Consider the following 25,692-nt stretch of genomic DNA (forward strand, 5'->3'; position numbering starts at 1 on the left):
CCAGATGTGGAAGCCCGGTAACGGGTGGAGCTGACTGGTACTAATAGGCCGAGGGCTTGTCCTCAGTTGCTCGCGTCCACTGTGTTAGTTCTGAAATAACGAACAGCTGTGTCAACACCAGCATGTTCTAAATTTCATAGTGTTTCGGTGGTCATAGCGTTAGGGAAACGCCCGGTTACATTCCGAACCCGGAAGCTAAGCCTTTCAGCGCCGATGGTACTGCAGGGGGGACCCTGTGGGAGAGTAGGACGCCGCCGAACAATCATTGTGGGAAAGCCCCGCACCAGCCCTTCACGGGTTCGGTGCGGGGCTTTTCTGCGTTTAGGGGCCTTGTTTTGCAAGGGGCGTGGCTTGCGTAGGGTCGGGTCCATGGGCTACGACCTCGTCATCTTCGACAACGACGGCGTGCTGGTGGACAGTGAGCCGGTCGCCAATACGATCCTCGCCGGGTACCTCACCGAGTTGGGGTATCCCACTTCGTACGAGGACTCGATCCGCGACTACATGGGTGCCGCCGTGCACCGGGTGCACGACCTCGTGTTCGAGCGGACCGGGGACCGGCTGCCGGCGGAGTTCGACGCGACCCTGCACGCGCGGACCTTCGCCGCGTTCGAGCGGGAGCTGTCGCCGGTCGCCGGCGCGGTGGACGTGCTCGAGACGCTGACCGCCCACGCAGTCCCGTACTGCCTGGCCTCCTCCGGCAGCCACGAGCGGATCCGTGTCGGACACCGGGCGGCCGGGCTCGACGGGTGGTTCGAGGAGGAGCGGATCTTCAGTTCCCAGGACGTCGGGAAGGGGAAGCCCGCTCCCGATCTGTTCCTGCACGCGGCCCGGTCCATGGGCGTCGAGCCCGCGCGGTGCGTGGTGATCGAGGACAGCCCGCTCGGGGTGCGGGCCGCGGTCGCCGCCGGGATGGACGTGTACGGGTTCACCGCGATGACCCCCGCCGAGCGGCTGGCCGGGGCCACCGGGCTCTTCGGGGAGATGAAGGAGCTGACGGGGCTTCTGGAACTCCCTGCGTGATCTCTCTACCCACGGGTAGCCCGCGGGCCTACGCTGTGCCGCCATGACAGCTGATGTGCGGCTCCGCCGTGGGCGCGGGTCCCTGGGGTTCAGTTTCTTCGTGCAGGGCGTGACCTTCGCCCTCCTCGTGACGCGGATCCCCGCCATCCAGGACCGGTACGGGATATCCGACGGGCTGCTGCCCGCCTTCCTGGCCGCCGTGCCGATCCTCGCCGGGGTCTCCAGCGTCGCCACCGAACACCTCGTGAAGCGGGTCGGGGCCGCCACCGTACTGCGGTGGGCGCAGCCGCTCGTCCTGCTCGCCCTGCTGGGCGTCGGGGCCGGCACGCAGATGTGGCACGCGGCGCTGGCGCTGGGGGCGTTCGGGCTGTCCGTCGGTGCGCTCGACGCCTCGATGAACATGCTCGGGGTGAGCCTCCAGCGGGCGTACGGGCGCAGCATCATGCTCGGCTTCCACGCCGCGTACAGCCTGGGCGGGATCGTCGGGGCGTCCGCGGCCTGGGCCGGGGCGCACTGGCACCTGTCGCTGTTCTCCTCGTACCTGCCGGCCGTGGTCGTACTGCTGCCGCTCGCGTTCCACGGGAGCCGGTTCTACGTCGACCAGCAGGAGGGCGAGGACCGGGCCGCCGCCGAGAAGGGGCTCGGGGCCGGTGGATTCCGGCTGCTGCTGCCGCTGTGCATGGTGATGGCGTGTGCGTACATCGGGGATTCGACCGTCTCGAACTGGAGCGCCAAGTACCTCCAGGACGTGCTGGGGAGTTCGGAGCAGCTGGCGACGGTCCCGTACAACGTCTACATGGTCACCACGCTGATCGGGCGGGCCGTCGGGGACCTGGGCGTGCGGCGCTTCGGGGCGGTGGCCGTCGTGCGGATCGGGACGGTCGTCGCGGCGGGCGGGTTCGCGGTGGTGGCGGCCGCTCCGGGGGCGTGGACGGGGATGCTCGGGTTCACGTTGCTGGGGATCGGGCTGTGCGTGATCGTGCCGCAGACCTTCGCGGCCGCGGGGCGGCTCTTCCCGGGGGCTTCCGACACGGCCATCGCGCGGCTGAACATCTTCAACTACGTGGGTTTCCTGATCGGGTCTCCGCTCGTCGGGGGGATCGGGGACGCCTGGAGCTACCGGGGCGCGATGCTCGTGCCGATGGCCCTGGTCCTCGTGACACTCCTCCACGCCCGCTCGTTCGGCGCGGAGGGCGCCCGATACGGTGTCGGGCATGAGCGGCGATCCGGTGACCGGGCTGTTGATGTGGGACGAGGCGGTAACGAGGTATGACTTCGGACCGAGCCATCCGATGGACCCGGTGCGCCTGGCGCTGACCATGGGCCTGGTGCGCGCCTTCGGGCTGGACCGGGAGATGGAGGTACGGGCGGCCCGCGCGGCCGGTGATTCGACGCTGCGGCTGGTCCACCGGGAGGACTACGTGGCCGCGGTGCGCGAGGTGTCGGCGGATCCCGGGGTGGCCGACGGGTCGTACGGGCTGGGGACGGTGGACGATCCGGCCTTCCGCGGGATGCACGAGGCGTCGGCGCTGATCGCGGGGCAGTCGGTGGCTGCGGCGGAGGCGGTGTGGCGCGGGGAGGCCGAGCACGCGGTGAACTTCGCGGGCGGGCTGCACCATGCGATGCCGGGCGGGGCGGCCGGGTTCTGCGTGTACAACGACGCGGCGCTGGCGATCGCGCGGCTGCTGGAGCTGGGGGCCGAGCGGGTCGCGTACGTGGATGTGGACGTGCACCACGGGGACGGGGTCCAGACGGTGTTCTGGGACGACCCGAGGGTGCTGACGATCTCGGTGCACGAGCATCCGCGGACGCTGTTCCCGCAGACCGGCTGGCCGGAGGAGACGGGCGGACCGGCCGCCGAGGGTTCCGCGGTGAACGTGGCGCTGCCGGCCGGGACCGGGGACGAGGGGTGGCTGCGGGCCTTCCACGCGACGGTGCCGGAGCTGTTGGAGGAGTTCCGGCCACAGGTGCTGGTGACCCAGCACGGGGCGGACACGCACTTCGAGGATCCGCTGGCGCATCTGGCGGTGTCGCTGGACGCGCAGCGGGCGGTTCAGGAGGCCTGTCACCGGCTCGCGCACGAGTACGCGGGCGGCAGGTGGCTGGCGTTGGGCGGCGGCGGGTACGCGGTCGTGGACGTCGTACCGCGGTCGTGGACGCATCTGGTGGGGATCGCGGCGCACCGGCCGGTCGATCCGGGGGCGGCGGTGCCGGACGCGTGGCGGGACGAGGTGTACGCGCGGACGCGGCAGCCGGCGCCGGCCCGGATGACGGACGGGCGGACGGTGGCGTGGCGGGACTGGGAGGCGGGCTACGATCCGGCCGACCGGATCGATCAGGCCGTTCTGGCGACGCGGCGTGCGGTGTTCCCGTTGCGCGGCCTGCTCACGTAGGGGCCGGGGCCGCGCCGGGGCGGCGGGCGTCGTCGTGCCGGGTGTTACGCCAACGGTGGGTCCCTTCCCGGGAATTGATGATCCGTCCGGTGCTGTGCGGCAGCATCGGAGGGTGTTGAGCACCGGCGCGCTGCGTGCGCATCTGCTGGCCGCCCGGTTGGCCGGGCCCGTCGCCACGTCGCGGGAGGAGAGCCTGCGCAGCTACCGGTTGTTCGCTGCGCGGGATCCGCGGGTGCTGCTGGGGCTGGATCCGGACTGGGGCTGGGGCGAGGGTGACCTGCTGGGGCTGATGGCGGACAAGTGCGGGGTCTCGGCGGATCCGGCGCACGTCAGAGGGCCGGACGTGATCGATCCCGAGCTGACGCTGGCGGGCCTGGAGGCGTTCGCGGAGCGGCTGCGCGAGGCGGCCGGGGCGCGGTCGCCCGTGTTGTTCGGGACGGGTCACCCGCACCGTCTCCTGGAGTTCTACGCCAGTTTGGCCCGCGCCCTGTCGGCGGTGGGATGTGTTGTGCTCACTCCGGCGCAGGGGGCCGGTGTCGACATGGCGACCCGGTTCGGCGTACGCAGGCACAGCATCGATTACGTACGGGGAGTCGCGTTGGTGCGGGAGCCCGGCGCGCGGCCGCCGGGGAGTGCCACCGGCGTGCACACCCATTCACCCCTGCCGGTTCGGATCGCGTTGGAGGCCCTCGCGGAGGCCGGCGGGCCGTTGCCGGAATTGGTGGTGGGGGACCACGGGTGGGTCTGCGGCGCAGGTCAGCTCGGTGTGGAGGCCATCGGGCTGGCGGATACGGACGACCCGGCGCTGTTCGTCGGCGAGGCGGAGGGGCGGGTGGCGGTGGCCGTTCCGCTTGATGACGGGGTGCGCGCGGACTACTACAGACCACTGATTCGCCATGTACTCGATCGGGCGAGCCTGCCGGGTGCGCAGGAGTGGCCGTAGCTCCTCTTCCCCACTCGTATCACACGCCCCTACTCTGGGGAGTGAGCGTGCGACGACGAGGAGTAACCGGAGGGGAAGCCGGTGCCCGTCATGCGCGGAAGGTCAAGGTGTGTCATGGCTGCTGGCGAGAGGCCTCTCAGCGAGGTCGTGTTCCTGACCGTGGCAGAGGTTGCCTCGGTGATGCGAGTGTCGAAGATGACCGTGTACCGCCTGGTGCATAACGGTCATCTGCCCGCAATCCGGGTGGGCCGGTCCTTCCGGGTCCCCGAAAACGCGGTTCACGAGTACCTCCGAGAGTCCTATGTGGGGGTGGAGTCGGCCTGAGATTGACCTGCGGTGTCCCTCGGATTACGGGCTCGGAGCTCGGGCGGGTAGGCTAGGCCGACGTAGGTCGTGTGGGCCCAGACGCCCCGCACCGATCTCCGCTAGCGCGGAGATGTTCCGAGAAGTGAGCGAGGGTAGTCGTGGGCTCTGTTATCAAGAAGCGGCGCAAGCGGATGGCTAAGAAGAAGCACCGCAAGCTGCTCAAGCGCACCCGCGTCCAGCGCCGTAACAAGAAGTAAACGGCAGCTGTACGTGTTCTCCGCAGCCCCTCCACCAGACTTTGGTGGAGGGGCTGCGGTGTAGCCGGGGGACGACGAGGAAGGCGCGGAGCTCGTGGGGAAGGTCGTGCTCGTTACCGGGGCTGCCCGGCAGCTGGGGGGCCGCTTCGTGCGGCGCATCCAGCGTGATCCCGAGGTGGATCGGGTCATCGCGGTCGACGCGGTGGAGCCGCCGCACCGGCTCGGGTCGGCGGAGTTCATCCGTACGGACATCAGGCAGTCGTCCATCGCCCGGGTGCTCGCCGAGCACGCCGTGGACACGGTGGTCCATCTCGCCGTGACCGGCGGCGGCGCGGGCGCGGGCGGCACGGGCAGTGCCGTCAAGGAAACCAACGTCATCGGCACGATGCAGCTGCTCGGGGCCTGCCAGAAGTCGCCGACGGTACGGCGGCTCGTGGTGAAGTCCAGTACCGGCGTGTACGGGGGCGCCTCGCGGGATCCGGCCGTTTTCACGGAGACCACGCAGCCCAAGGCGCTGCCGGCGGGAGGCTTCGCGAAGGACGCCGTCGAGGTCGAGTCGTACGTACGGGGCTTCGCGCGCAGGCGGCCGGACGTGGCGGTGTGCGTGCTGCGCTTCGCGAACATCCTGGGGCCGTACGCGGACTCCGCGCTCGCCGAGTACTTCTCGATGCCGGTGATGCCGACGGTGCTGGGGTACGACCCGCGGCTCCAGTTCGTCCACGAGGACGACGTCCTGGACGTGCTGCGGCTGGCGGCGGGAGAGCCCCAGCGCGGCACGCTGAACAGCGGGACCTTCAACATCGCGGGCGACGGGGTGCTGCTGCTGTCGCAGTGCGCGCGCCGGCTGGGGCGGCCCACGGTGCCGCTGCTGCTCCCCGCGGTGACGTGGGTGGGGTCGGCGCTGCGGGCGGTGGGGGTCACCGATTTCTCGCCGGAGCAGATCAGACTGCTGACGCACGGGCGGGTCGTGGAGACTTCTCAGATGCGGGAGGTGCTGGGATTCAAGCCCATGTACACGACCGTGGAGACGTTCGCCGACTTCGCGCGCAGCCGCGGGAAGGGGCTGCTGCCGCCGGAGCAGGCGGGGCAGGTCGTGGACCGGGTCGCCGCCGCCCTGAAGGTGGACGGCGTGAACGTCGGGGTTGCCGGAGCCGAAGAGGGAGCGCAGCGATAGTGGCGGACGCCAAGGTCATTCCGTTCGACGAGGACCGGCCGCGCCGGCGGATCGCCGGGACCCGGAGAGTGCGGGCGGTGCCCGCTCCGGATCCGGCGGAGCAGGCCCCGGAGCCGGCCGGGGCGGAGCCCGCCGCGGTGGAGCCCGGCGGGGCGGCCTGGGACCGGCGGATCGCCGGCGGGCTGGCGTTCCTGCGCCGCCGGGTCACCGGGGACTACGAGGTCGACGAGTTCGGCTACGACAAGGAGCTGACGGACCAGGTCCTGATGTCCTTGATGCGGCCGCTGTTCGACAAGTACTTCCGGGTCGAGGTCAAGGGCATCGAGAACATCCCGGCCGAGGGCGGTGCGCTGATCGTGGCGAACCACTCCGGGACGCTGCCGCTGGACGGGCTGATGATGCAGGTGGCGGTCCACGACCACCACCCGGCGCAGCGGCACCTGAGGCTGCTGGCGGCGGACCTGGTGTTCATGCTGCCGGTGGTGAACGAGCTGGCGCGCAAGGCCGGGCACACGCTGGCGTGCTCGGAGGACGCGCAGCGGCTGCTGGAGGCCGGGGAGCTGGTCGGGGTGATGCCCGAGGGCTTCAAGGGGATAGGGAAGCCGTTCGGAGACCGGTACAAGCTCCAGCGGTTCGGGCGGGGCGGGTTCGTGTCCACGGCGCTGCGGGCGGGCACGCCGATCGTGCCCTGCTCGATCGTGGGGGCGGAGGAGATCTACCCGATGGTCGGCAACGCGAAGACGGTGGCGCGGCTGCTGGGGATCCCGTACTTCCCGATCACGCCGACGTTCCCGTGGCTCGGGCCGTTGGGGGCGGTGCCGCTGCCGACGAAGTGGACGATCCAGTTCGGTGAGCCGATCGCCACGGACGGGTACCCGCCGGAGGCGGCGGAGGACCCGATGCTGATGTTCAACCTCACGGACGAGGTCCGCGAGCAGATCCAGCACACCCTCTACAAGCTCTTGGTGCAGCGGCGGTCCGTGTTCTTCTGACGGGCGGGCTCCCGGGTTCGTTTCGGGGCGTACGACGAGCAGGCCCTCACCCCGTCGGGGTGAGGGCCTGCTCGTCGTGCCGTGTTACTCGGTGTCCTCCGCCTGGATGCCCAGGCCCGGGAGGAGGCCCGGGAGCAGGGGCGGGAGGGTGATCTCCGGTGCCACGCGCTCCGGGGAGGACGAGGGCGCCGGGGTGTTCTGGCCCGTGGGCGGGTGGAGGAGGTCCCCCGTGCCGCCCAGGAGTCCGCCGGGGGCGGGTGAGGGCTTGCCGCCGGTGGGCGCGGGCGGGGTGGGGCTGGCCGAGGGCGCGCCCGCCGCCGGTGCGCTCTGGTGCTGCCCGGCCGGTGCGCTCGGCTTGGCCGGGGCGCCGGTGCCGCGGGTCTGCTCCGGGGGCTTCGGGAGCAGGCTCTGCAGGGGCGCCACGTCATCGTCTATGGCCTGGAAGACCGACTCCACTTCTCCGCCCACGTCGTTGAGCTGCGCCGGGAGCTTCTCCCGGAGCCGGCCCCACGCGTCGCGGTGGGAGCGGGAGAAGGACGACAGGGCCTGGATCGGGCCGAGCGAGCCGTCCCGTTCGTAGGCCGCCTGGAGCAGCCGGTGGCCCTCGGACGCGTCGTGCTTCATGCCGGCGAGGGCCCGGCGGATCGCGCCGAGCGACTCGTGGTCCAGTACGCCCGACCGGCCGCGCTCCATCAGCCTGCGGGCTTCCGACAGGCGGTTGGAGGCCTGGTCGAGGTAGAGCTCGCCCCGGTCCGCGTCCTCGTCGGCCATCCCCAGCTTCAGGTCCTCCATGCCCCGCTTGACGGGGTAGAGGGAGTCACCGGGCAGGGCGTCCGTGCTGGCAGCGGCCACGCCGCTGAAGGCCCCCGCGGCCACACCCACGGTGAGGCCTCCCGCTGCGATGCCCTTGGACCAGCGGGAGCGGGGCTTCAATTTCCGGAGCGAGGTCGCCCGGTGGGCGCCGCGGCCGGCCCGCTGCTCGGGCACCTGAGGGTCCGAGGCGGCAGCGCCCCCGGCCCTCTCTTCCATCACCATGGCCTCCATGGCGGCCACGAGCTGGGCTCGTTGCACCACTTTGACCTCGGGGTCCAGCACCGGGCGCGGCATTCTTTCGCCGAGCGCGCTCGCCAGGGCCAACAACCGGTCGTGGTCGGCAGGTTCGGCAGGTGCCTCGGACTGCTCGGCCGCCGGGTCCGGTTCCGAAAGGTCGGATGGGGTCCGATCCTCCAGGGCCTGGGCGAAGGCGTTCGCCCGCCGGTGCGGAGTCACGTTCGCGATCACTGGCGGCACCTCCTCTCGTCATGACGATCGACTCCCCAAGGTGTCCGGAAGGTTGCCTTCCTTGAGCGCATCCACACTTTCGAGTGAGCGGCTTCGGGCAGGGCGTGTCCACAGGGAGCCTGCATTCCGCACAACGAGCGGCGCGGCACTTGGGTTACGGACGAAGGATGATCGGACCACAGCGTCATCGAGGGGTCACCGGTTGTGTGGATTGTCAGGAGGGTCGGAAGGTGTGGGGGGTGCGGGGGGTCCGGGTGGTGCGCGGGTGTGGCGGTGCGCGGCGCGGAGGTCAGCGGGCGTCGTCCGGCAGCAGGCGGGCCAGGGTGCGGACCGCCCGGTACTGGAGCGTCTTGATGGCGCCCTCGTTCTTCCCCATCACCCGGGCGGTCTCGGCGACCGACAGGCCTTGGAGGAACCGCAGGGTCACGCATTCCTGCTGCTGGGGATTGAGCTTGCGCACGGCTTCCAGCAGGGCGGCGTTGGAGAGCGACTCCAGGACGGAGTCCTCGGGGGATCGTTCCACCTCGTTCGCGTCCAGCATCTCGCCCGTGGTCACTTCCAGGCGGAAGCGACTGGACTTGAAGTGGTCCGCGACCAGGTTGCGGGCGATCGTCACGAGCCAGGCGCCGAAGTCGCGGCCCTGCCAGGTGAAGGTGGAGATGCGGCGCAGCGCGCGCAGGAAGGTCTCACTGGTGAGGTCCTCCGCGGTCGCCTTGCCGCCGACGCGGTAGTAGATGTAGCGGTACACCGTGTCGCTGTACTGGTCGTACAGCCGGCCGAAGGCCTCGGCCTCGCCGGCCTGGGCGCGTTCGACCAGGTCCATCATGCGGGCCTGGTCGCTGTCCGCGGTGGGGCGGCGGGCGGCGGGCGCGCTCGTTCCGGTTGCGGCGGTGCCGGCGCCTCCTCCCGCGCGACCGCGTCTGCCCACCGTCGCTCCGCCGTCGGTCAGGGCATAGCAAGGACCGGCCGGGCCGAGGCCGGCAGGGACCGCGGCGGCGAAGGCGGGGACGGCGTACGCGGTGGGGACGAAGCCGCGCAGGTGGTCGAGGACCGTTGCGCGCAGCGTAGCCAGGCCCGAGGCGTCAACCCCGACAGGTGGGTACACGGGACTCCCAGAGGCAGAGCTTCCATCACGTGCAGTGCGGGACCGTTCACCCGTCGTGGCGACAGATGGGCGGTGGCATGCGTTTGAGGAGAATAACGCTTCGTACAGGCAGCGCTACACCCAGTTGCTCAAATCACCGATTCCGACACTTCTGTTGCGTGTCGAAGGCATATTCGGTCGCAATTGGTGATCGCTTCTTGATCGGTTGGGCGCGCGGAATGGACGCTTCCAAGCTGGCTCGCGACCGAGTCGGGCAGCCGGGAGTGGTGCGCCGGGCGCGCGGGTAGAGGTCGGGGAATGCCCGTCGCGCAGCGGGCCGCAGGCATGCGAAAAGCCGCCCGGCGGGCGGCCGGACGGCTTCGGTGCAGGCGGTGGCGGGGTGGCGGGCCTGCGGCGGGGCCCCGCGGGCTACTTGCGCCGGCGGTGCAGGGCGATGGCGGCGGCCGCACCGCCGGCGATCGCGCCGACCCCGGCGGCCGCCGGGACGCCCACCTTCACGGCCTTGCGGCCGGTCCGATAGTCGCGCAGCCGCCAGTCGTGTGCCCGGGCATGCTTGCGCAGTTTTGTGTCGGGATTGATCGCGTACGGATGTCCGACCAGCGACAGCATCGGAATGTCGTTGTGCGAATCGGAGTACGCGGCGCAGCGTTCGAGGTCGAGTCCCTCGGCGGCGGCCAGGGCGCGGACCGCCTCGGCCTTCGCGGGCCCGTGCAGCGGCTCGCCGACGAGCCGGCCGGTGTAGATGCCGTCGACGGACTCGGCGACGGTGCCGAGGGCCCCGGTCAGGCCGAGGCGGCGGGCGATGATGGTGGCGGTCTCCACGGGCGCGGCCGTGACGAGCCAGACCTTCTGGCCGGCGTCGAGGTGGGCCTGGGCCAGGGCGCGGGTGCCCGGCCAGATCCGCTCGGCCATGTACTCGTCGTAGATCTCCTCGCCGATCGCCATGAGTTCGGAGACCTTGTGGCCCTTGACGATGGACAGGGCGCTGTCGCGGGCGTCCTGCATGTGGTCGGGGTCCTCGACCCCGGCGAGCCGGAACCAGGCCTGCTGCCAGGCGAAGCGGGCGAGTTCGCGGCGGTGGAAGAACTCCCGCTTGTAGAGGCCGCGGCCGAAGTGGAAGATCGCGGCGCCCTGCATGACGGTGTTGTCGAGGTCGAAGAAGGCGGCGGCGAGGTCGTCGCCGGCGACGGGGAACTCGGGCTCGGCCGGTTCCGCCTCCTCGGCGGCCTCCGCCGCCGCGGCCTCGGAGGCTTCCTCGGAGTCGGCCGGTGGTCCGGCGTCCGCATCGAGGGCCTGTGCGGTCTTGCGGGCGGCCTCGGCCGAGGCCTCGCCTGCCAGCACGCTCCGCGCGGTTGCGGAGCGCCTACGGGGGGTGAGCCATCCCAGAGCGGCCATGACGCGAGCATAGCCATTGTGTTCGGGAGTTCCCGAACCCGCGGGATGCCGGGGGCGTGAACTCTTCGGTGCCGTGGTGTTACGCGGCGGCGCGGGAGAATGGGGGCATGAGCCCTTTGCTGCGTCGTAAGGAAAAGAAGCGTCCCGGTGAGCGGTTGGTCACGCTCATCGGGAAGCCGGGGTGCCATCTGTGCGACGACGCCCAGGAGGTGATCGAGAAGGTCTGCGGGGAAGTCGGAGCACAGTGGGAGAAGAAGGACATCTCGCAGGACGAGGAGCTCTACCGGCTGTACTGGGAGCAGATCCCGGTGGTGCTCGTGGACGGCGAACAGCACACCTTCTGGAGGGTGAACCCGGACCGGCTGCGCCGGGCATTGGAGGGCTGAGCCTCCCGGCGGTTACCATCATGGGCGATTTGTGGGGTCTCGGGGGCGTATCGATGAGGAGTGTGTACCGTTTTGCCCCCCTCGGGATTTGAACGGGTTCGGCGTGTTGTGGGTTCCCGCCCCGTACGCCCAGGTCGCGTGACCCCGGTCACTTTGCGCGGACAAAGCGGACACAATCTTTGTGCACGCGTTCACAAAGACATAGCCTGCATTCGACGGGGCGGTCTTGGGACAAGTGACCGCCTGCAGCCCCGCTCATCCCGCAGGAGCATCGTGGCAACTGGCCGAACTCACCGACCGGCGACCCGCAGCCGAGGTATTCCCGAGGCCACTGTCGCCCGGCTTCCGCTGTACTTGCGCGCACTCACCGCGCTCTCCGAGCGATCGGTGCCCACGGTGTCCTCCGAGGAGCTCGCGGCGGCGGCCGGAGTCAACTCCGCCAAGCTCCGCAAGGACTTCTCCTACCTGGGCTCGTACGGGACCCGCGGCGTCGGCTACGACGTCGAGTACCTCGTCTACCAGATCTCCCGCGAACTGGGTCTGACCCAGGACTGGCCCGTCGTGATCGTCGGCATCGGCAACCTCGGCGCCGCCCTGGCCAACTACGGCGGCTTCTCCGCGCGCGGGTTCCGCGTCGCGGCCCTGATCGACGCCGACCCGGCGATGGCCGGAAAGCAGGTCGCGGGCATGCCGGTGCAGCACACCGACGACCTCGAGAAGATCATCGAGGACAACGGCGTCTCCATCGGCGTCATCGCGACCCCGGCGGGCGCGGCCCAGCAGGTGAGCGAGCGGCTGATCGCCGCCGGCGTCACCTCCATCCTGAACTTCGCGCCGACCGTGCTGTCGGTGCCGGACGGCGTGGACGTGCGCAAGGTCGACCTGTCGATCGAGCTGCAGATCCTGGCCTTCCACGAGCAGCGCAAGGCGGGCGAGGAGGCGGCGGCCGGCGCCGGTGCCTCCGCCGGCCCGTCCCTCGCCCCCGCTTCCGGTGACGAGGGCGTCGCCGAGGTCCCCGGCGCCGGTTCCGGTGCGGCCCCCGCCGCGGCCGTCGAGCCGCCGGCCGGGCGGGCCGCCGCCGTCGCACGCAAGAACGGCCCCGAGGGCGACGTCCCGGCGGTGATGCCGGCATGAGTCTGCTCGTCGTAGGGCTGAGCCACCGCAGCGCGCCGGTGAGCGTGCTGGAGCGTGCCTCGCTGTCCGCCGATGCCAAGGTCAAGCTGCTGCACGACACGCTCGCCGCGGAGCCGGCGACGGAGGCGGCGGTGCTCGCCACGTGCAACCGGATCGAGCTGTACGCGGACGTGGACAAGTTCCACGCCGGTGTCGCCGAGCTGTCGACACTGCTCGCGCAGCACAGCGGGGTGGCGCTGGAGGAACTCACCCCGTACCTGTACGTGCACTACGAGGACCGGGCGGTGCACCACCTGTTCTCCGTGGCGTGCGGGCTGGACTCGATGGTGGTCGGCGAGGGGCAGATCCTCGGACAGATCAAGGACGCGCTGGCGCTGGGGCAGGAGCTGCACACCGCCGGGCGCCTGATCAACGACCTCTTCCAGCAGGCGCTGCGCGTCGGCAAGCGGGCGCACTCCGAGACCGGGATCGACCGGGCCGGGCAGTCGCTGGTGACGTTCGGGCTGGAGCAGCTGGCCGTGCACCTGCCCGTGGACGTCTGGGCCAAGGACAAGCGGGCCCTGGTGATCGGTGCCGGGTCGATGTCCTCGCTGGCGGCGGCGACGCTGGCGCGGGTCGGGATCGGCGAGGTCGTGGTGGCGAACCGGACCGCCGAGCGGGCGGAGCGCTTGGTCGAGATTCTGGTTGCCTCAGGCACTGGGGTGCGGGCGCGGTCCGTTCCGATGGCCTCGGTGGTCGACGAGCTGACACGTGTTGACGTGGTCGTCTCCTGTACGGGGGCCACCGGGCTCGTGCTGACCGGCGAGGACGTCGCGGCTGCCGTGGTGGGCCCTGCCGGGCTCGTCCCCTCCCCGGCCGCCGCGCCGGGGCGACCCCCGGCGCCTCAGACGCCGGCGGGGCTGGATTCCGACGTCGTGGCCCGGCTCAGGGCCGCGTCCGAGGCCGGGGTGCGGCTCGCCGACGGCGGCGTCGCCCGGACCATCGTGCCCGGCACCGGCGAGCGGGACGGGTGTCCCGTCGAGGCGCCGGCCGGGGACGGGCGGGCCGCCCTCACCGGGGTGGACGCCAACTCCCTCGAACTGCACGGCACATGGGCCGACCAGGGCGAGGCCGCCGCGCAGCGGCAGCCCCGCAAGGGCGCCCGCAGCCAGGTGGACGTGGCGCCCGTACGGCTCGCCCTGCTGGACCTGGCCATGCCGCGCGACATCGACGCCGCCGTGCACCGGATCCCGGGCGTGCGGCTCGTCGACATCGAGTCGCTCGCCGAGGCTTCGGCCGACGCGCCGATGGCGGCCGACGTGGACGCCGTACGCGGCATAGTCGCCGAAGAGGTGGCCGCCTTCGGCGCCGCGCAGCGGGCCGCGCACATCACGCCGACCGTCGTCGCCCTGCGGGCGATGGCCGCCGAGGTCGTGGCCATGGAAGTGGCGCGGCTCGACGGACGGCTCCCGGACTTGGACGAACGGCAGCGGGCCGAGGTCACCCAGACCGTGCGCCGCGTCGTCGACAAGCTCCTCCACGCGCCGACGGTGCGCGTGAAGCAGCTCGCCAGCGAGCCCGGGGGCGCCGGGTACGCGGAGGCGCTGCGCGAACTCTTCGATCTCGACCCGCAGACGGTGGCCTCCGTCAGCCGGGCGGACGCGGCAGACAAGAACGACGACTCAGGACGGGCATCATGAATCCACGTCTCGACCAGCCCCTGCGGCTGGGCACGCGGCGCAGCAAGCTGGCCATGTCCCAGTCCGGCCATGTCGCCGACGCGGTACGGGCGATCACCGGCCGGCCCGTCGAGCTCGTGGAGATCACGACGTACGGTGACGTGTCCCGTGAGCACCTCGCGCAGATCGGCGGCACCGGCGTGTTCGTCACGGCGCTGCGCGACGCGCTGCTGCGCGGCGAGGTCGACTTCGCCGTCCACTCGCTGAAGGACCTGCCGACGGCGCAGCCCGAGGAGCTCGTGGTCGCGGCGATGCCGCTGCGCGAGGACCCGCGCGACGCGCTGGTCGCCCGGGACGGTCTGACCTTCGAGCAGCTGCCCGACGGCGCCCGCATCGGCACCGGTTCGCCGCGCCGCACCGCGCAGCTGAACCACTACGCGCGCGCCCTCGGCAAGCGCATCGAGACGGTCGCCATCCGCGGCAACGTCGACACCCGGATCGGGTTCGTGCGCGACGGGGAGCTGGACGCCGTCGTCCTTGCCGCCGCCGGGCTGAACCGGATCGGCCGCGGTGACGAGGCGACCGACCTGCTGTCCGTGGACAGCGTGCTGCCGGCTCCGGGCCAGGGCGCCCTGGCCGTGGAGTGCCTCGCTTCGAACACGGAGCTCATCGCTTCGCTCGCCGAGCTCGACGACCCGCACACCCGGGCCGCCGTGACCGCCGAGCGTTCCCTGCTCGCCGCCCTGGAGGCCGGCTGCAGCGCGCCCGTGGGCGCGCTCGCCGATCTTCTGGCCGACGGCCAGGCTGTCAATGAAATGCGCCTGCGCGGCGTCGTCGGAACCCTCGACGGCTCGACGCTCGTGCAGCTGTCCACCACCGGTCCCGTGCCCCAGTCGTACGACGAGGCCATGGCGCTCGGCCGCGAACTCGCGGACGAGATGCTGGCCAAGGGCGCGGCCGGTCTGATGGGGGAGCGATCGCTTTGAACCCCTCACGTCCGACCACCTCCGCTTTTCCGGTCGCCGCCGCGCACGGGCACGTCACCTTCCTCGGTGCCGGCCCCGGTGACCCGGGTCTGCTGACGCTCCGCGCCGTCGAGGCGCTCGCGGCCGCGGACGTACTGATCGCGGAGCCCGAGGTGCTCGAGGTCGTGCGCACGCATGCGCGCGCGGGAGTGGACACGCCGCAGCTGACGATTGCTGACGAAGTGTCAGCAGCCGCCGGTGTCCCGGTGATCCGAGATGCCGCCAATCTTGTCATGGAGGCCGCGCGCTCCGGCAGGCGGGTCGTCCGTGCCGTCACCGGCGACCCCGGGCTCGACGGCAACGCGGCCGAGGAGATGCTCGCCTGCGCGACCGAGGGCATCCCCTTCGAGGTGGTGCCCGGTGTGGCGACCGCCGTGGGCGTGCCCGCGTACGCGGGTGTTCCGCTGCGCGGTGGCCAGGGTGCCGACGTGCGCTTCGTGGACGCGCGCAACGCCTCCGCGCGCTGCTGGAGCGAGGTGGGCGCCAGCGACGGCACCCTCGTCGTCTCGGCGACGCTGGAGACCGTTTCGAGCGCGGCCGCCGAGCTGGTGTCCGCCGGCCGGGGCCCCGAGACCCCGCTCACGGTGACCGTCGCCGGTACGACGACGCGCCAGCGGACCTGGAACGCCACCCTGGGGACCATCGCCCAGGTGTTCAAGCAGGGCAAGGTGCTCCCGTCGCCCGAGGGCGCCCGGCCGGTCATAGCCGTGGTCGGTGAGCGGGGCGCCGCCGCGCGGCGCGAGGAGCTGGCCTGGTTCGAGTCGAAGCCGCTGTTCGGCTGGCGGGTGCTCGTACCGCGTACGAAGGAGCAGGCCGCTTCGCTCTCCGACCAGCTGCGTTCGTACGGTGCGGTGCCGCACGAGGTGCCGACCATCGCCGTGGAGCCGCCGCGCACCCCGCAGCAGATGGAGCGGGCCGTCAAGGGGCTCGTCACCGGACGCTACGAGTGGATCGCCTTCACCAGCGTGAACGCGGTGAAGGCCGTGCGGGAGAAGTTCGAGGAGTACGGGCTCGACGCCCGGGCCTTCGCGGGCATCAAGGTCGCCGCCGTGGGCGAGCAGACCGCCGCCGCGCTGGTCGAGTTCGGCGTCAAGCCGGACCTGGTGCCGAGCGGCGAGCAGTCCGCGGCCGGGCTGCTGGAGGACTGGCCGCCGTACGACCCGGTCTTCGACCCGATCGACCGCGTCTTCCTGCCGCGGGCCGACATCGCGACCGAGACGCTGGTCGCCGGCCTGATAGAGCTCGGGTGGGAGGTCGACGACGTCACCGCGTACCGGACGGTGCGCGCGTCGCCGCCGCCGGCGGACACCCGCGAGGCGATCAAGGGCGGCGGCTTCGACGCCGTTCTCTTCACGTCGTCGAGCACGGTGCGCAACCTGGTGGGCATCGCCGGGAAGCCGCACAACGTCACCGTCATCGCCTGCATCGGGCCGGCCACGGCCAAGACGGCGGAGGAGCACGGCCTGCGGGTCGACGTCCTGTCGCCGGAGCCGAGCGTGGGCAAGCTGGCGGAGGCGCTGGCCGAGTACGGGGCCGCGCGCCGCGAGGCGGCGAAGGAGGCCGGCGAGTCGGTGTCCCGGCCGAGCGAGCGCCGGCCGGGGGCGCGGAGGCGTCGTACGACGTGAGGTGTGCCTGAATACGGGTCGGGGCCCGGACGCAACGCGTCCGGGCCCCGACCCGTAAGCGGGTGGGCCCGCCGGGCCCGCGCCACGAGCACGACCACCGCCGCGGCGGCCGGGGGTGGGACATGTGGGACACCCCCTAGGCTGGAAGCGACTGCTGTCCAGGCTCGAAGAGGCGACTGAGTATGAGCGCGTACGGATCCTTCCCCGGCTCGCGGCCCCGCCGGCTGCGCACCACCCCGGCGATGCGGCGGATGGTCGCGGAGAACCGGCTCCACCCCTCGGACCTGATCCTCCCGGCCTTCGTGCGGGAGGGCATCAGCGAGCCCCTGGCCATCTCGGCGATGCCGGGCGTGGTCCAGCACACCCGCGACACGCTGCGCAAGGCCGCGGTGGAGGCGGTGGAGGCGGGGGTCGCGGGGATCATGCTCTTCGGTGTCCCGGCGGACGAGAACAAGGACGCGCTGGGCACGGCGGGCACCGAGCCGGACGGGATCCTGCAGTTGGCGATCCGCGACGTGAAGGCGGAGGTCGGCGACGACCTGGTCATCATGTCCGACCTGTGCCTGGACGAGTACACCGACCACGGGCACTGCGGGGTCCTGGACGAGCACGGGCGCGTCGACAACGACGCCACGCTGGAGCGGTACGCCGAGATGGCGCAGGTCCAGGCCGACGCGGGCGTCCACGTGGTGGGCCCGAGCGGCATGATGGACGGCCAGGTCGGCGTCATCCGCGACGCGCTCGACGAGACGGGGCACGAGGACGTCTCGATCCTCGCGTACACGGCGAAGTACTCCTCCGCCTTCTACGGGCCGTTCCGCGAGGCCGTCGGCTCCTCGCTGCAGGGCGACCGCAAGACGTACCAGCAGGACCCGGCGAACGCGCGGGAGTCGCTGCGGGAGCTGGCGCTGGACCTGGAGGAGGGCGCCGACATGGTCATGGTCAAGCCGGGTGGCCCCTACCTCGACATCCTCTACCGGGTCGCCCAGGCCGTGGACGTCCCGGTGGCCGCCTACCAGATCAGCGGCGAGTTCGCGATGATCGAGGCGGCGGCGGAGAAGGGCTGGATCGAGCGCGACCGCGCCATCCTGGAGTCCCTGCTCGGATTCAAGCGGGCGGGCGCGGACACGGTCCTCACCTACTGGGCGACCGAGGTCGCGGGCTGGCTGCGCGAGGCGCGCTGAGGTCCGGGAACGGGAACGGGGCACGACCCCGTTCCCGTTCCCGGCCTGATCGACGAGACACCCCCTAGGGGGTGTCCGCAAAGCCCCGCCTGCCCCGCGGCGCCCGGCACGCGCTCTCGGCGCACCGGGCGAAAACCCGAGTACGTCCAGTACACGGGCTTCCGCCCGGCACACCGAGAGCACGCACCGGACGCCGCGGGAGCGCCCTGCGGGCGCACGGCGCTACTTTGCGGACACCCCCTAGCCGCGGCGGTTCACCGACGCGAGCAGGGCCTGGGCCGAGGCGAGGCCGGCGGCGTCGCGCCCGTTTCCGGTGAGGCTGTACGTGATCTCGGCGAGCAGGAGCGAGAGCCGGCCGTCGTTCACCCGGGCCAGCGGCTCGGAGCCCTCCCACACGGCGTCCCGTACGGCGTGCTCGGTGATGCAGCCGACCGGGTGGGCGGCGGTCAGCAGCCGGTTGGCGATGGTGCGTTCCAGGTCGGTGGGGACCCAGTCGCCCGTGTCGAGGTCCTTGGCGAGTTCGAGGGTGCGCTCACGGAGGGTGGCCGGCGTCATGAGGTGCTCCTTGAGGGGTGGGCGGCTGCTCGGACGGGGTCGATGCGGATCGCCCTGCCGGGGGCGGGGAGGTCCCTGAGGATCAGCGAGTGGGCCCGGATCCGGTTGCCGGAGGCGATGGTGACCGGGCCGAGTACGGAGGCGCCGACGCCGATGAGGACGTCGTCGCCGATGACGGGGTGGCGGCGCGCGCCGGGCTCCGCGGTGCGGGACCAGCCGCGCGATCCGAGGGTCACCCCGTGGTAGAGCGTCACGTCGTCGCCGACGCGGGCCGTTTCGCCGATGACCACGCCGAAGCCGTGGTCGATGAAGGCCCGCCGGCCGATCCGCGCACCGGCGTGGAGCTCCATGCCGGAGAGCAGGCGGCCCGCGAGCGTGAGCAGTCCGGCGGCGAGGCGGTGGTCGCGCAGGTGGAGGCGGTGCGCGATCCGGTGCAGGGCCAGCCCGTGCCAGGGCGAGTGGAGCAGTGCGTCGCGGCGGCGCGGGCGGGAGGGGTCGCGGGCGACGACCGTGTCGAGGTCTTCGCGGATCTGCCGCAGGACGGAGATCCGCTGCGGGTTCCCGCGCCCGGCGCCGATCACGGCCGGGCCGCCGCAGCGTGCTGGGTGTGCTTGGTGTGCTTGCTGTGCCGCGAGGGCCGGGCGTGCCGGGTGTGTTGGGAGTCGAGCCGGTTGATCCGGTACATGGTGCGCTGGAACAGGTCCTGCGCGGTCAGGGCCGGGTACCGGTCGGGCTCGCCTTCGGCCGCGCAGCCGCGGAGCGTGGAGAGCACCGTCCACGGGGTGGGGTGGCAGAACTGCACGATGGAGAGCCGGCCGCCGCTCTGCCCGGGTGCGGCGACGACCCGGTGGACGGCGGCCCGGGCCCGGCCGCCGGTGAGCCGTTCCAGGACCATGCCGACGTTGAGCACGGTGTGGCCCTCGGGCGCCTCGACCTGGGTCCACTCCCCGTCGATGAGCACTTCGAGGCCGCCCGCGGTGGCCCGGGGCAGCGCGGTGATCAGGTCGAAGTCTTGGTGCTCCACCATCCACACGTGGTCCGCGGACGGGGCCTGCTCCATCGGCGGGTACCAGGTGGCCCGGTTGACGACGGGGCCGTCCTCCAGCATCTCCTCGAAGTAGCCGGGGGTCGCGCCGAGCGCCCCTGCCAGGCGGCGGACCACGTCGAGCTGGAACCGGGCCATCCGCAGGTGGAGTTCGCCCAGTGCGGCGCCGATCCCGGGGACCAGGTGGTCGGGGAAGTACGGCTGCGGGTAGCGCGCGGGGTAGCGCTCGCGCAGCGGGTGCGCCTCGGGCAGCGGGGCACCCCAGTGGAACAGCTCCTTCCAGTCGGGGGTGCGGCCCTTCTCACCCTGCTCGACCAGGGGTGGGAGGTACCCGGACTGCCCGTTGGAGCCGGGTACCCGGCAGTCCGCCTTGACTTCGGCGGGCAGCTCGAAGAACGCGCCGAGCATGGCGTACGCCTCGTCCAGCAGGCTCTCCGGCACCGTGTTGCGCACCAGGAAGAATCCGTCGCGCAGGGCGCTTCGGATGTGCTGGTCGTCGCCGCGGCCGTCGAGTGCGATCTCCTTGAGCATCGCGGGTCCCTCCTCTCTCTCCTCCCGCGCCGCTCAGACCGCGACGAAGGACAGGGTCAGGTACTTGAGCTGGTGGCCCTCGTACTCGAAGTGGCGGTCGATCTCCAGGCTGCCGGTGAAGCGGAAGCCGTTCGCCTCGTAGAGCTCGGTGACGAGCTGCTCGGTGAGCCACCAGTTCAGCCGGCCGTCCGCGAGGGGGTGCGGGGTGATCTCCCCGTCGGGGCTGAGGAACACGCTGACCACCCAGACGCCGCCCGGGCGCAGCATCTTGCGGCCGTGCTCCACCCAGGGGGCCCAGTCCTCGCGGCGCTGGTGGTGCAGGCAGCCGTTGTCGACGAGCAGGTCGAGGCCCTCGGCGCGGAAGGCGAGGAAGTCGCCCTGGTGGAAGCGGATCGAGCCGTGCGCGACCTCGGGGGTGTCCCATACGTCGAGCAGGTCGAGGCCGGTGACCTCGGCCTCCAGCCATTCGGCGAGGGAGGCCGTCTGCAGGCCGCGGCCGCAGCCGATGTCCAGGACCCGGGCCGGGCCGGAGCCCGGCTGGTGTTCGTCGGTGGGGGCGGCCGCGATCGCGAAGTGCGTGACGCGGTCGTTGGTGGTCGTACCGGACCAGGAGTCGCGGTTGTCCTTGTACCACTGCTTGAAGGAGTTGCGGACGACCTCGCGGTAGCCGCAGTAGTTCCGTTCCGCGTGCTCGGCGTCCGCGGCGCTGTGGCCGGGGGCGGTCAGGACCGCGGATGTCCGGCGTTCCTGGGTGTCACGATCCTGCGGCATGCTCCCACTCCTCGATTGTTCCGCGGCTTGCGACGACCGCGACTGCGTTGCGCCCTCGCGGGCCTTGGTCGACTTCCGCGGAGGCGCCGAGCCAGGCGCCCGCGCCGCTGCCCGAGACGGCGATGCCGTGTTCGCGGCGCAGGTGGCGCATGGCCTGGAGGGCTTGCGGATAGGCGATGGCGGTGAAACTGAAGAAGTCCTGCGGGAAGGCGGCGATCAGGGGCTGGCGCAGGCCGTGGCCCAGCCCGCCCGTGCCGCTCATCCGGCGGACGCCGTCGGGGGCGCGCTCGTCGCCGTAGACGGCCTCGGTGGGGAAGACCGCGAGGGGGCGGCAGTCGGGCCAGGCGCTGCCGAGGGCCATGGCGGCGCCGGCCAGGCTGCCGCCGGTGCCGACGGCCGCGGCCACGGCCACCGGTTCGACTCCGTAGCCGGAGAGCTGGCCGATGATCTCCGCGCCGGTGTGTTCGCGGTGCAGGGCGGCGCCCTCGGCCGCGCAGTGCTGGAGCAGCAGGTGCCGGTCCTCGCGTTCGGCCACGCGGACGGCCTCGTCCATCGAGCCGAGGAAGCCGGTGCCCTCGCGGGCGGTGGTGGTCTGCGCGCCTTGGCGACGCAGTTGGCCCACCAGCCGTTCGGAGGCCCCGTACGGGAGGACCAGGTGCAGGTCCAGGCCCAGTTGTCCGCACAGCTCGGCCAGGGCGACGGCGAGGCTGCCGCCCGAGTACTCGGCGAGCCGTACCCGGGGGGAGCCGGCCTGGGCCACGGCCGCGCACAACAGGGCGTACGCGGTACGGGACTTCACGGACCCGGAGGTGTTGGCGGCCTCCGTCTTGAGCCAGACCGTGCCCCGCCCGGCGAGGCTGGGCACGGGGACCAGCGGGGTGTCCCCGATGCCGGGGCGCAGTGCGGCGAGCCGGGGCAGCAGCCGGTGCGCCTCGGCCTCCAGCGGGGCGAAGGCCCGGGTGAGGTCGGCCAGGGCGGGGGCCCGGTCGGCCAGGACGCGGCGGATGTCGGCGAAGGCGGTGCCCGGGGCGGCGGGTTCGGGGCCCGCGGATTCGGGGCCCGCGGCGAGCGCGGGCTCCGGACCGGGGCGGACGGCGGTCGTCATGAGGGCCGCTCGCCGGTGGCGAGGCGGAACCCGACGGGGTAGAGCGGCCCGGGGAAGGCGCCGTGGCGGCGGCGGGTGCGGGTCAGGTCGCCGAAGCGGGAGAAGGAGCCGCCGCGGGCGACGCGGTAGCTGCCCATCGACTGCACCAGGTGGTCGGCGACGTAGGGGCCGTCCGGGTAGGGGGCGTACTCGTCGGCGGTGAACTCCTCGACGTTGCCGCCCATGTCGTGGACGCCGTACGGGGAGCGGCCGGCCGGGAACGCGCCGACGGGCGTGGTGGTGTGCACGCCGGACTCGCGGGTGTTGGCCGCTTCCGGGTCGAAGCCGCCGGGCCAGGGGTAGGGCAGGCCCTCGGGGCCCTTGGCGGCGTGCTCCCACTCGGCTTCGGTGGGCAGCCGCCAGGGGTGTCCGGTGCGCTCGGTGAGCCAGGCGGCGTAGGCGTCCGCGTGCTCGGGGCGGATCCCGGCCACCGGGTGGTTGGAGCGGTCCCACGGGTAGGCGCCCAGGTACCAGGTGGTGGGGCGCTCCTCCAGGCCGGTGTCGGCCAGGAAGGCGCGGTACTCGCCGTTGGTCACGGGGTACGTGGCGATCCAGAAGTCGGCGATGTCCACGGTGTGCTCGGGGCACTCCTTGAGGATCCAGGACTCCTCCACGCCCACGTGCGCCCAGGCGTTGGTGACGTATCCGGCCTCGTTCTCGGGGAGGCCGATACGGATCCGGCCGCCGGGCACGTGGCGGGTGCCGGGGCCGGCCCCGGTGGTGGGCGAGGGGATGCGGGGGTCGCCGAGCAGGCCGAGGACGTGGCCGGCGGCCAGGCGTTCGGCGGTCGGCAGGTCCGGGTCCTCGACGGCGGCGGCCAGCTCCTCGGGGGTGGTGCCGGGCAGCCGGGTGGCGTGCAGCCTGCCGGGGTCGGCGAGGCCGGCGTACTCCTTGAAGTGCGGGGAGTCCGCGAGGTCTTCGATGGAAAGCGTCATGCCGCGGCCTCCTGGAGCAGCGCGAGGGTGTGGCCGGCGAGTTCGGCCTTGGCGGACAGGTAGCGGGAGTTCTCCGCGGTGACGTACACGCCGGTCGGGATCACCTCGGTGATCTCGATGCCGTGCGCGCGCAGCTCCCGCACCTTGTCGGGGTTGTTCGTGAGCAGGCGGATCCGGGTCAGGCCGAGGGCGTGGAGCATCGCGGCGGCCGCCGCGTAGTCGCGCTCGTCGTCCCCGCGGCCGATCATGCGGTTCGCGGTGAAGGTGTCGTGGTCCCGGGACTGCAGGACGTAGGTGTCGAGCTTGTTGTAGAGCCCGATGCCGCGGCCTTCCTGGCGCAGGTAGAGCACGGCTCCGCCGTGGTCGGCGATGCGCCGCAGGGCCTCGTCGAGCTGGGGGCCGCAGTCGCAGCGGGCCGAGCCGAGGACGTCGCCGGTCAGGCATTCGCTGTGCAGGCGGACCAGCGGCGGCGCGGTGTCGCCGGGGGCGGCGGGGACGAGGACCGCGAAGTGCTCGCCCGGGTCGGGCAGGTGGTGGAAGGTGATGAGGTCGGCGCTGCGGTCGCGGACGCGTGCGAGCGTGACGGGCACGCGGGCCCGGACCACCGCGGGGATCGCCCCGGGGGCCGCCGTGGGGGCGGTTTCCGTGGCGGCTTCCGGCGTCTCGGCCGAGGTCGTCATGCGGCCACCTGCTTCCGGTCGGCGCTCTGCGCGATGTCGTCGATGTGCAGGGTGTGCTGGATGTGGGCGCCGTATTCGTCGACGGCGACGAAGACGATCCGCCCGTCCCAGCCGGCCACGGCGACGCGCCCGTCGGCGAGCTGGAACATGCAGGACAGGCCCTGGCTGAAGCCGGCGAGGACGCGGCCGGAGGCGAGGGTGCCCGCCGAGTCGGCCCAGTCGACCTGCCAGCAGTAGAGGTTGAAGTCGTAGGAGCCGGCGAGGACGGTGGGCCTGGCGCCGTCGCCCAGCAGCGAGACGCACTTCACCGACTCGTCGGAGCCGAGCAGCGTCTGCGCGGTGCCCGCACTCCAGCCGCCGTCCCCGGTACGGGTGACCCGGCCGACCTTGACGGTGTGGTCGCGGGAGGCGCTGGCGACGACGGAGCCGCCGGGGCCGTGGAGGCCGGCGACCGCGTTGACGAGGTTGCCGTGCTCCCACAGCTTGGTGCGCCCGTGCACGGCGCCCGCCTCGATGGTGCGGTCGGTGGCGGCGGACAGGAAGCCGCCGTCCGGGATCGGGGCCAGGGACTTCACCGATCCGCCGTGCGCGTCGACGCGCTCTTCGAGCCGGAGCGTGGCCGGGTCCAGGACGAGGAACTCGCCGTTGTAGGTGCCCGCGATCAGCCGGCCGCCGTCGAGGGTGAGGGAGGGGATCGGCGCGCCGAGGCGCTCGCTGGAGGTGCGGGTGCCGTCGTGGCGGATGACGTGGCCGGAGTAGGTGCCCGCGTAGATCGTGTCGCCGTCGGTGGCGAGGGACAGGATCGGGCCGTCGGTGAGCTCGATCGGGGTGGCCCGGCTCTGGGCGCCGTTCTCGACGCGGACGGCGAACACGGTGCCGGAGTCCCCGCCGATGAGCAGCTCGTCGCCGCGCGCGGCCAGGGCGTTGGGGCCGTGGGTGGCGCGGTCGGGGCCGGACAGCTCGGCGGCGGTGGCCATGTCGTACAGGTGCGGGGCGTTGCGGAAGGATCCCGCGGCGACCAGGCCCTGGGCGGCGGCGACGGAGCGCGGCCACACGCGGAGGTCGGCGACGGTGTGCCGGCGCTCGCCGGACCGGTCGAACCAGTGCAGGGAGCCGTCGTAGGCGCCGACGACGAAGGCGGAGTCGTCCTCGGCCCAGTCGACGGCGCGGGCGGCGGAACTGGAGACCTCGACGGTCAGCACGTGCTCCAGCTCGCGGGTCAGCAGGTCGACGCGGCCGTCGTCGCGGGCCACGGCGAGGAGGTCGCCGGCCCGGGACCAGGCGCAGCCCTCGATGGAGGAGTCGTAGTGGCGCTTGAGCGCCGCGCCGGAGCCGGAGGCGGGGTCGCTGACGGCGACCAGGCCGTCCTCGCCGACGGTGGCGGCCAGGCCCTCGACGCTGACGGAGACCATCATGCAGTGCGCCTCGTGCGAGCCGACCTCGGTGAGGAAGGTGCCGTCGAGTACGGACCACAGGGTGGCGCGGCCGTCCTCGGAGACGCAGATCAGGCGCTCGCCGTCGGGCAGCCAGGCGACCGAGTTGATGTCGTCGGTGTGCCGGGCCAGGACGTTGACCAGCGTGGCCGGCCCCTCCCGGGGGACGCGCCAGATGCCGACCGTCTTGTCGGCGGAGGCCGTCGCGAGGAGGGTCGGGTCGGCGGGGTTCCAGGCCGAGGAGTTGACGAGGCGGCGGTGGCGCAGCGTCGCGGTCTCGGTGGGGCGGGCGGGGTCGGCGGTGCTCCAGACGATCACGGTTCCGTCGTAGGACGAGGTCGCGAGGCGGGAACCGTCCGGGCTGAAGGCCACGTGGGTGATCGGGGCCGAATGTCCGGTCCCCGATTTCGGGATGGAGATGGTGCGCACGCTGTCTCTGTCCTTTTCTTCGGTGTCCGGGAAAGGCCGATTTACGAGGTGGGTGTCCAGTTTCCTGTATGCACGCTAATGGCTGCCGAAAAGAGCCGCGAAGCACTGTCCGGCAATGTGGGAAGTCATCCGACCTGATGGATTCGAATTCTTTTGTTTGACATGTAGTGGCAGGTCAGAGTGTGTGTCGGCGGGATCGGGAGGGGAGCGAAACAGGAACCGGACGGGAATGGAACGGGAAGAGGTGATGGAGTGAGCGCGATTATCGGGTTGCCGCTTGCCCTCCAG

Annotated in this window: 25 protein-coding genes and 1 rRNA gene; 15 read left to right on the forward strand and 11 right to left on the reverse strand. The window is 72.2% G+C overall.

Annotation, left to right across the window (positions count from 1 at the left end):
- Positions 1–143: 143 nt before the first annotated feature.
- The 9 genes from rrf (at position 144) to ACFYZS_RS15335 (ending at position 7,088) form a co-directional block, all read left to right on the forward strand.
- A 5S ribosomal RNA gene (rrf, locus tag ACFYZS_RS15295) occupies positions 144–260 on the forward strand.
- A gap of 109 nt (positions 261–369) precedes the next feature.
- Entirely contained in the window at positions 370–1,023 is a 654-nt protein-coding gene (locus ACFYZS_RS15300; RefSeq protein ID WP_389011696.1) for an HAD family hydrolase, read from the forward strand.
- 43 nt (positions 1,024–1,066) lie between these two features.
- Positions 1,067–2,296 (forward strand): MFS transporter, encoded by a 1,230-nt coding sequence (locus ACFYZS_RS15305; protein WP_389011699.1) that lies wholly within the window; start codon positions 1,067–1,069, stop codon positions 2,294–2,296.
- Complete coding sequence (locus tag ACFYZS_RS15310) at positions 2,268–3,416, forward strand: acetoin utilization protein AcuC (protein ID WP_389012658.1); 1,149 nt, start codon at positions 2,268–2,270, stop codon at positions 3,414–3,416. The genes ACFYZS_RS15305 and ACFYZS_RS15310 overlap by 29 nt, the downstream gene beginning before the upstream one ends.
- 112 nt (positions 3,417–3,528) lie before the next feature.
- Positions 3,529–4,359 (forward strand): phosphatase, encoded by an 831-nt coding sequence (locus ACFYZS_RS15315; protein ID WP_389011702.1) that lies wholly within the window; start codon positions 3,529–3,531, stop codon positions 4,357–4,359.
- A 114-nt stretch (positions 4,360–4,473) separates the two neighbouring features.
- Positions 4,474–4,683: a helix-turn-helix domain-containing protein gene (locus ACFYZS_RS15320; RefSeq protein WP_158708561.1), complete on the forward strand. Its 210-nt coding sequence runs from the start codon at positions 4,474–4,476 to the stop codon at positions 4,681–4,683.
- 140 nt (positions 4,684–4,823) lie between these two features.
- Positions 4,824–4,922, forward strand: a complete 99-nt coding sequence (locus tag ACFYZS_RS15325; protein WP_003948845.1) for a 30S ribosomal protein bS22 — start codon at positions 4,824–4,826, stop codon at positions 4,920–4,922.
- A 94-nt stretch (positions 4,923–5,016) separates the two neighbouring features.
- On the forward strand, positions 5,017–6,096 hold the full coding sequence (locus ACFYZS_RS15330) for an NAD-dependent epimerase/dehydratase family protein (RefSeq protein ID WP_389011705.1): 1,080 nt from the start codon (positions 5,017–5,019) through the stop codon (positions 6,094–6,096).
- Complete coding sequence (locus ACFYZS_RS15335; protein WP_389011708.1) at positions 6,096–7,088, forward strand: lysophospholipid acyltransferase family protein; 993 nt, start codon at positions 6,096–6,098, stop codon at positions 7,086–7,088. Before ACFYZS_RS15330 ends, ACFYZS_RS15335 begins: the two co-directional genes overlap by 1 nt.
- Positions 7,089–7,172: 84 nt before the next feature.
- On the opposite strand, the gene ACFYZS_RS15340 is transcribed toward ACFYZS_RS15335, so the two are convergent.
- From ACFYZS_RS15340 to ACFYZS_RS15350, 3 genes are all read right to left on the reverse strand, one after another.
- A complete protein-coding gene (locus ACFYZS_RS15340; RefSeq protein ID WP_389011710.1) occupies positions 7,173–8,369 on the reverse strand; it encodes a DUF5667 domain-containing protein in 1,197 nt (398 codons plus the stop codon).
- Positions 8,370–8,658: 289 nt separating this feature from the next.
- Positions 8,659–9,474, reverse strand: a complete 816-nt coding sequence (locus tag ACFYZS_RS15345; RefSeq protein ID WP_053691854.1) for an ECF subfamily RNA polymerase sigma factor, BldN family — start codon at positions 9,472–9,474, stop codon at positions 8,659–8,661.
- 408 nt (positions 9,475–9,882) lie between these two features.
- Complete coding sequence (locus tag ACFYZS_RS15350; RefSeq protein ID WP_389011713.1) at positions 9,883–10,869, reverse strand: HAD family hydrolase; 987 nt, start codon at positions 10,867–10,869, stop codon at positions 9,883–9,885.
- Between the two features lie 107 nt (positions 10,870–10,976).
- On the opposite strand from ACFYZS_RS15350, the gene ACFYZS_RS15355 reads away from it, so the two are divergent.
- The 6 genes from ACFYZS_RS15355 (at position 10,977) to hemB (ending at position 17,881) form a co-directional block, all read left to right on the forward strand.
- Entirely contained in the window at positions 10,977–11,255 is a 279-nt protein-coding gene (locus ACFYZS_RS15355; RefSeq protein WP_389011716.1) for a glutaredoxin family protein, read from the forward strand.
- 273 nt (positions 11,256–11,528) lie between these two features.
- Positions 11,529–12,389 carry a redox-sensing transcriptional repressor Rex gene (locus ACFYZS_RS15360; RefSeq protein WP_389011718.1) on the forward strand — a complete coding sequence of 287 codons (861 nt, stop codon included), beginning with the start codon at positions 11,529–11,531 and terminating at the stop codon, positions 12,387–12,389.
- Positions 12,386–14,068 (forward strand): glutamyl-tRNA reductase, encoded by a 1,683-nt coding sequence (locus tag ACFYZS_RS15365; protein ID WP_389011721.1) that lies wholly within the window; start codon positions 12,386–12,388, stop codon positions 14,066–14,068. The genes ACFYZS_RS15360 and ACFYZS_RS15365 overlap by 4 nt, the downstream gene beginning before the upstream one ends.
- Complete coding sequence (hemC, locus tag ACFYZS_RS15370) at positions 14,065–15,033, forward strand: hydroxymethylbilane synthase (RefSeq protein ID WP_389011724.1); 969 nt, start codon at positions 14,065–14,067, stop codon at positions 15,031–15,033. The genes ACFYZS_RS15365 and hemC overlap by 4 nt, the downstream gene beginning before the upstream one ends.
- Entirely contained in the window at positions 15,030–16,697 is a 1,668-nt protein-coding gene (locus ACFYZS_RS15375) for a uroporphyrinogen-III synthase (RefSeq protein WP_389011727.1), read from the forward strand. Before hemC ends, ACFYZS_RS15375 begins: the two co-directional genes overlap by 4 nt.
- Positions 16,698–16,879: 182 nt before the next feature.
- Positions 16,880–17,881 carry a porphobilinogen synthase gene (gene hemB, locus ACFYZS_RS15380; protein ID WP_389011730.1) on the forward strand — a complete coding sequence of 334 codons (1,002 nt, stop codon included), beginning with the start codon at positions 16,880–16,882 and terminating at the stop codon, positions 17,879–17,881.
- A gap of 240 nt (positions 17,882–18,121) precedes the next feature.
- Here hemB and ACFYZS_RS15385 read toward each other — a convergent pair whose 3' ends face one another.
- From ACFYZS_RS15385 to ACFYZS_RS15420, 8 genes are read right to left on the reverse strand one after another with little or no spacing between them, the layout of a single operon-like run.
- Positions 18,122–18,436, reverse strand: coding sequence for a hypothetical protein (locus ACFYZS_RS15385; protein WP_389011733.1), 315 nt, complete (start codon positions 18,434–18,436; stop codon positions 18,122–18,124).
- Positions 18,433–19,017: a serine O-acetyltransferase gene (locus ACFYZS_RS15390; protein ID WP_389011736.1), complete on the reverse strand. Its 585-nt coding sequence runs from the start codon at positions 19,015–19,017 to the stop codon at positions 18,433–18,435. The genes ACFYZS_RS15385 and ACFYZS_RS15390 overlap by 4 nt, the downstream gene beginning before the upstream one ends.
- Entirely contained in the window at positions 19,014–20,012 is a 999-nt protein-coding gene (locus tag ACFYZS_RS15395; protein WP_389011739.1) for an isopenicillin N synthase family dioxygenase, read from the reverse strand. The genes ACFYZS_RS15390 and ACFYZS_RS15395 overlap by 4 nt, the downstream gene beginning before the upstream one ends.
- Before the next feature lie 33 nt (positions 20,013–20,045).
- Positions 20,046–20,783 (reverse strand): class I SAM-dependent methyltransferase, encoded by a 738-nt coding sequence (locus ACFYZS_RS15400; RefSeq protein ID WP_389011741.1) that lies wholly within the window; start codon positions 20,781–20,783, stop codon positions 20,046–20,048.
- The gene (locus tag ACFYZS_RS15405; RefSeq protein ID WP_389011744.1) at positions 20,767–21,888 is read right to left on the reverse strand and encodes a pyridoxal-phosphate dependent enzyme; all 1,122 of its coding nucleotides are present in this window, start codon (positions 21,886–21,888) and stop codon (positions 20,767–20,769) included. The genes ACFYZS_RS15400 and ACFYZS_RS15405 overlap by 17 nt, the downstream gene beginning before the upstream one ends.
- On the reverse strand, positions 21,885–22,862 hold the full coding sequence (locus ACFYZS_RS15410; protein ID WP_389011747.1) for a formylglycine-generating enzyme family protein: 978 nt from the start codon (positions 22,860–22,862) through the stop codon (positions 21,885–21,887). Before ACFYZS_RS15410 ends, ACFYZS_RS15405 begins: the two co-directional genes overlap by 4 nt.
- Entirely contained in the window at positions 22,859–23,542 is a 684-nt protein-coding gene (gene ribA / locus ACFYZS_RS15415) for a GTP cyclohydrolase II RibA (protein WP_389011750.1), read from the reverse strand. The genes ACFYZS_RS15410 and ribA overlap by 4 nt, the downstream gene beginning before the upstream one ends.
- On the reverse strand, positions 23,539–25,404 hold the full coding sequence (locus ACFYZS_RS15420) for a WD40 repeat domain-containing protein (RefSeq protein ID WP_389011753.1): 1,866 nt from the start codon (positions 25,402–25,404) through the stop codon (positions 23,539–23,541). Before ACFYZS_RS15420 ends, ribA begins: the two co-directional genes overlap by 4 nt.
- Between the last annotated feature and the right edge of the window lie 288 nt (positions 25,405–25,692).

This window comes from Streptomyces sp. NPDC001903, assembly GCF_042891345.1.
Classification (GTDB): Bacteria; Actinomycetota; Actinomycetes; order Streptomycetales; family Streptomycetaceae; genus Streptomyces.